At 75.8% G+C, this 5,598-nt stretch carries 2 protein-coding genes; both read left to right on the top strand.

Annotated elements, in window-relative coordinates:
- Nucleotides 1-1,413, top strand: a 1,413-nt coding sequence (locus ACX6XY_RS29805; protein ID WP_460337660.1) for a phosphopantetheine-binding protein, incomplete at its 5' end; no start/stop codon positions are given.
- A gap of 249 nt (nucleotides 1,414-1,662) precedes the next feature.
- The coding region (locus tag ACX6XY_RS29800) for a condensation domain-containing protein (RefSeq protein WP_460337657.1) at nucleotides 1,663-5,598 on the top strand (3,936 nt) is incomplete at its 3' end.

The following is a 5,598-nucleotide window of genomic DNA, read 5'->3' as shown; positions in this document are numbered from 1 at the left end:
ACCCACCACCCCCTCATCCAGATCATGCTCCAAGTCCACCCCACCACCCCCACCACACCACCCCACGGCCCACTGGCCGGGGTTCCGGTGCAGGTGTCCGGTATGACGGCCAAGGTGGACCTGACGTTCGCGCTGACCGAGCGCCGGGACGCCGAGGGCGTCCCGGACGGTCTGGACGGTGTCCTGGAGTACGCCACCGACCTCTACGGTCCGGCCACCGCCGGGCTGCTCGCCGGGCGGCTCGCCCGGCTGCTGGCGGCCGTGGCCGACGATCCGGAACGGCCGATCGAGGACCTTCCCGTCGACGGCCCCGCGGGTGCGGACCGCGCGGGTGCGGACCGCCCGTCGGCGGGCGCCTCCGCCGCTGGCGCCCGTCTCCCGGCCGAACCCGGAGAGTTGTCCGCCGACGCCTGGGCGCTGCTGCGCTCCGGCGACGGCCACGGCCTGCCGCCGATCCGCCTGGGCGATCCCCGGACGGGCGGGCGGCCGCAGGAGCCACTGGCGCCACGGATCCTGGATGCCAGCGGCCGCCCGGCTCCGAACGGCGTACCGGGCGAACTCCACCTGGCCGCCACGGCGCGGAGCTCCGCCGATGCCGCCGCGCCGCTGCCCACCGGCTGGCGCGCGATGTGGACCGCCGACGGCGAACTCCGTCTGCTGGGACCGCTCGACCCGCCGCGGCTGCGCGGCTATCGGGTGGACGCCGCCCGCGTCGCCGCCAGGCTCGCCGAGCACCCCGCGGTCCTGCGGGCCGCGGTGGTGCTGCGCGCGGACGCCACCGACACCGCGAACGCCGCGGACGCCGTGAACACGGCGGGCGTCCGGGGTGAGCCCCAGCTGATCGGATACGTCGTCGCGGAGCCCGGAACCGCCGCGCTGCCCGAGGCCGAAGTGCTGGCCATGGCGGCGCGTTCGCTGCCCGACTATCTGCTGCCCACGCGCTTGGTCGCGGTGGACCGGCTGCCGTACGCCGCAGACGGCAGCCTCGACGAACGCGCGCTGCCCGCTCCGGGCACGACGACCGGCCGGGGCGGGGCCCCGACACCCGCCCCCGCGCTCCAGGCCCCGCTGATCGAACTGTTCAGCGAGGTGCTGGGCGGCAAGCCGATCGGCCCGGAGGACAACTTCTTCCGGTCCGGCGGGCATTCCCTGCTCGCGGTGCGTCTGGTGAACCGGGTACGGGCCGCCTTCGGCGCCGAGCTGACCCTGCGGGACGTCTTCCAGCATCCCTCGGCTGCGGCCCTGGCCGCCGTACTGGACGTGCCCGCCGCCCCCGGCGCGCCGTCCGCCGCCACACGGGACATCGCCGCACCGGGCACCGCCGACACCCCGGCCCCGGCACCGGCCCCGGTACCGGCCCGCCCGACGCTGCGCCGCCGTACCCGAGGCGGCGCCCGCACGGCCGCCCTCTGACCGAGGCACGGCACGGCCCGCCCACGCCCCCAAGCCGCCCGGTGCGGCCCGGTCACTCCGGGCCGCACCGGGCGGTGGTGTGACCGGCGGCCGCGATCGTTGCCGGTGAACCTGCCGGTCGGACTGCCTGCCCGCAGGTGTGGTGCTGCCTAGCCTTTTCGCAGCGTTCGCAGCGTTCGCAGCAAGCGACCCGAGACCCCGTCACCGCCCAGCACCACCACCCGAACCGGATTTCCTGGAGGATGCGACATGACCGCAACCGGCCACCCGGCGCCCGTGCCCGACCCGCCGCGCACCGGCGACGCCGGTCCGCCGTCGGCGGTCCTGGACGGCGGACCGGCCGTGCCGACGACCGCCGTCGCGCAGTGGCTCACCGACTGGGCCGCGGCGGACGCCGAGCGCACCGCGCTGGTGGACGGGGAAACCCGGCTGAGCTACGGCGAGCTGGCTCTGGCCGTCGCGCTGCGCGCCGACGCGCTGGCCGCGGCCGGGGCGGCGGCGGGGCGGCTGGTCGCGGTGTGCCGCCCCCGCGGTGTCGACGCGGTGGTGTCGCTGCTGGCCGCGCTGCACACCGGCGCGGCGTACCTCCCGCTGGACCCGGCGGCGCCGGCCGCGCGCAACGAGGCGATCCTCGCCGACGCCTGCGACGGCCGGGCGCCCGCGCCGGCGGAGGTGGCGGCGCACGGCGAGCTGGTGCTGCCGGGACCGGGCACCGCGGCGGACGCCGCCTATGTCATCTACACCTCAGGCTCCACCAGCACACCCAACGGGGTGGTGGTCGGCCGGGACGCGCTGGCGCATTTCGCCGCCGGAGCCGCCGACCGCTACGGGATCGGCCGTGACGACCGGGTGCTCCAGTTCGCTCCGCTGCACTTCGACGCCAGCGTCGAGGAGATCTTTGTGACGCTGCGCGTCGGCGCCACGCTGGTGCTGCGCGAGGACGGCATGCTCGACGTGCCGGAGCTGCTGGCCGGATGCTCCCGCCACGCGATCACGGTGCTGGACCTGCCCACCGCCTACTGGCACGAGCTGACCTACGCGCTGGCCGTCGGCACCGCCGAACTCCCCGCCTCCGTACGGACGGTGATCATCGGCGGTGAGGCGGCCCTGCCGGAGCGGGTGGCGCAGTGGAACGAGGCGGTCGCCGGGCGGGCCCACCTGTTCAACACCTACGGCCCGACCGAGGCGACGGTCGTCGCCACCGCCGCCGAGCTGAGCGGCCAGGGCGCGGGTCCGGTGCCGATCGGACGCCCGCTGCCCGGAGTTCGCGCCGCCGTGGTGGACGGTGAGCTCTGGCTGCTGGGCGGCGGGCTCGCGCACGGCTACCTGGGCCGCCCGGAGCTGACCGCGACCCGGTTCACCACGTGGCAGGGCGAGCCCGCCTACCGCACCGGGGACCGGGTGACGGTGCTGCCGGACGGACAGCTCGGCTTCGCCGGCCGCATCGACGGCGAGGTCAAGATCAACGGTCACCGGGTGGACCCGGCCTCGGTGGAGTCGGTGCTGTCGGCGCACCCGGCGGTCCGGGAGGTCGCGGTGGTCGCGCAGCACTCCGCGGACGGCGCGGCGCGGCTGGTGGCTTTCGTGGTGGCCGACCAGAAGGACGAGGCCGACACCGCGGCCGACGCCGACGCCGCGGCCGTGCGCGTGCGGGAGCTGCGGGAGTTGGCCGCACGGGAGCTGCCCGCCGCCGCGGTGCCCGGAGCGGTGCGCTTCCTCGACGCGCTGCCGCACACCAGCACCGGCAAGATCGACCGCAAGCGGCTGAGCGCCCTCACCGTACGCGCCGGGCAGGGCGGCGACGGCGTGCCCGACGCCGCTCCCGACGCCGCTCCCGACGGCGGCCAGCCGCCCCTGGATCGCGACGGCCTGGTGCGCTGCGCCGAGCCGCCGCTGCCCGCTGAGGACCGTGTTCCGCTCTCCTGGGCCCAGCAGCGGCTGCGGTTCGTCAACCGGCTGGAGCCCCGGTCCGGCGCCTACAACGTGCCCCTGGTGCTCGCCCTGGACGGGGTGCCGGACGCGACGGTGCTGGACGCCGCGCTGCTGGACCTGCTGGGGCGGCACGAGGCGCTGCGCACCGTCTTCCCGGCGCCGGACGGCGAGCCGTACCAGCACGTGGCCGCCGTCCCGGAGAAGCTGTTGACTGTGCGTGACTGCGCTCCGGACGAACTGGACGGCCACGTGGCGGAGTTCACCGGACTGGGCATCGACGTCAGCTGCGAGCTCCCGCTGCGGGTACGGATGTACCGGCCCGGCGACGGAACGGCCACGCTGGTGCTGCTGATCCACCACATCGCCACCGACGGCTGGTCGCTGCCGCCGCTGCTCGCCGATCTCGGTCGCGCGTATACCGCCCGGCTGGCGGGCGCCGCCCCCGACTGGGAGCCGCTGCCCGTGCAGTACGCCGACTACGCCCTCTGGCAGGAGGAGTCGCTCGGCGACCCGGAGGAGTCCGGCAGCCTGGCCCATCGTGAACTCTCCTTCTGGCGGCGGGAGCTGGACGGGCTCCCGGCGGTCGTCGACCTGCCGCTCGACCGGCCGCGTCCGGCCGAGCCCAGCCATCGCGGCGGCACCGTCACCGGCGGTCTGGACGAGGCGGAGCACCGGCGGCTGCTGGCGCTGTGCGCCGAGCACGGCGCCAGCGTGTTCACCGCCCTCCAAGCGGCGTTCGCGCTCGCGGTGCACGCCGCGGGCAGCGCGCCGGTGGTGCCGGTCGGCACCCCGGTGGCCGGGCGGAGCGACGAGGCGCTGCACGACCTGATCGGCTTCTTCGTCAACACCCTGACGCTGCGCACCGACGTCTCCGGCGACCCGTCGTTCGCGGAGCTCCTGTGCCGTACGCAGGAGGCCAACCTCGGCGCCTACGCGCACGCCGAGCTGCCGTTCGACCTGATCGTGGAGCATCTCAACCCGCGCCGCTCGCTGGCCACGCACCCCTTCTTCCAGGTGATGGTCGGCGTCCAGCAGGAGTCCACCCGGCCGCCGCGTCTCGGCCCGTTCGGCTGCACGCTGGTGCCGGCCGGGCTCGACACCGCCAAGTTCGACCTGAGCCTGACCGGTCTCGACCGGCGCGCCGGCGCGGAACAGCAGGAGGGGGCCGGTCTCGAACTGTGGCTCCAGTACGCGAGCGACCTGTTCGACGCCGACACCGCGCGGCTGCTGCTCGAACTGTCGCTGCGTATCCTGCGGGCGGCTATCGACCAGCCCCAGGAGCCGCTGCGCGCCGCCGAGTTCCTGCCGGAGCGGGAGCGGGCCGCGCTGGCCGCGCGCCGCGACCGGGTGGCCGCCGCCGAGCGGGCCGCCCAGGCCGCCGCCGCGGCCCGTACCGGCGGCGCCGCGGGGGGCGGCCAGCACAGCGAGGTGCTGCGGCGGCTGTTCGCCGAGCTGCTGGACCTGGACGAGGTCGCCGCGGACGACGACTTCTTCGCGCTCGGCGGCCACTCGCTGCTGGGGGTTCGGCTGACCAACCGGGCCCGGGTGCTGCTCGACGCCGAGGTGGGCATCCGGGATCTGCTGCTCGCCCCCACCCCGGCCGGTCTCGCGGCCAGGATCGACGCCAGGGAGCGCGCCGGCCGGCGGCCCGCGCTGGTTCCCGCGAAGCGCCCGGAGCGCGTCCCGCTGTCGTACGCCCAGCGTCGGCTGTGGGTGGTCAACGAGGTGGAGGGCGCGTCGACCTCGTACAACATCCCGCTGGTGCTGCGGCTGCGCCAGCCGCTGGACCCGGCGGCGCTCGGCGCCGCGCTGGCCGATCTGACCGACCGGCACGAGGTGCTGCGCACGATCTACACCGAGGTGGACACGGAGCCGTATCAGACCGTGCTGGAGCGGGCCGAGCCGCAGCTGCGGCTGGTGCGCACCACGCCGGGGAATCTGACGGCGGCGGTGGAGGCGGCCGTCAGCCATGTCTTCGACCTGTCGTCGGAGATCCCGCTGCGTGCCTCGCTGATCAGCACCGACGGGCCGGGCGGCGGAGCGGACTCGGGGGACGCGCACAGCGCGGCGGGAGACGGTCAGGTGCTGGTGCTGCTGCTGCACCACATCGCGACGGACGGCTGGTCCACGGCCCCGCTGCTCGCCGACCTGGAACAGGCCTACACCGCACGGCTCGCCGGACACGCACCCGACTGGGAGCCACTGCCCGTCCAGTACGCCGACTACGCCCTCTGGCAGCGCGAACTACTCGGA

This window comes from Streptomyces sp. O3, assembly GCF_054788135.1.
This window is presented reverse-complemented; position numbering and strand designations above follow the sequence as displayed.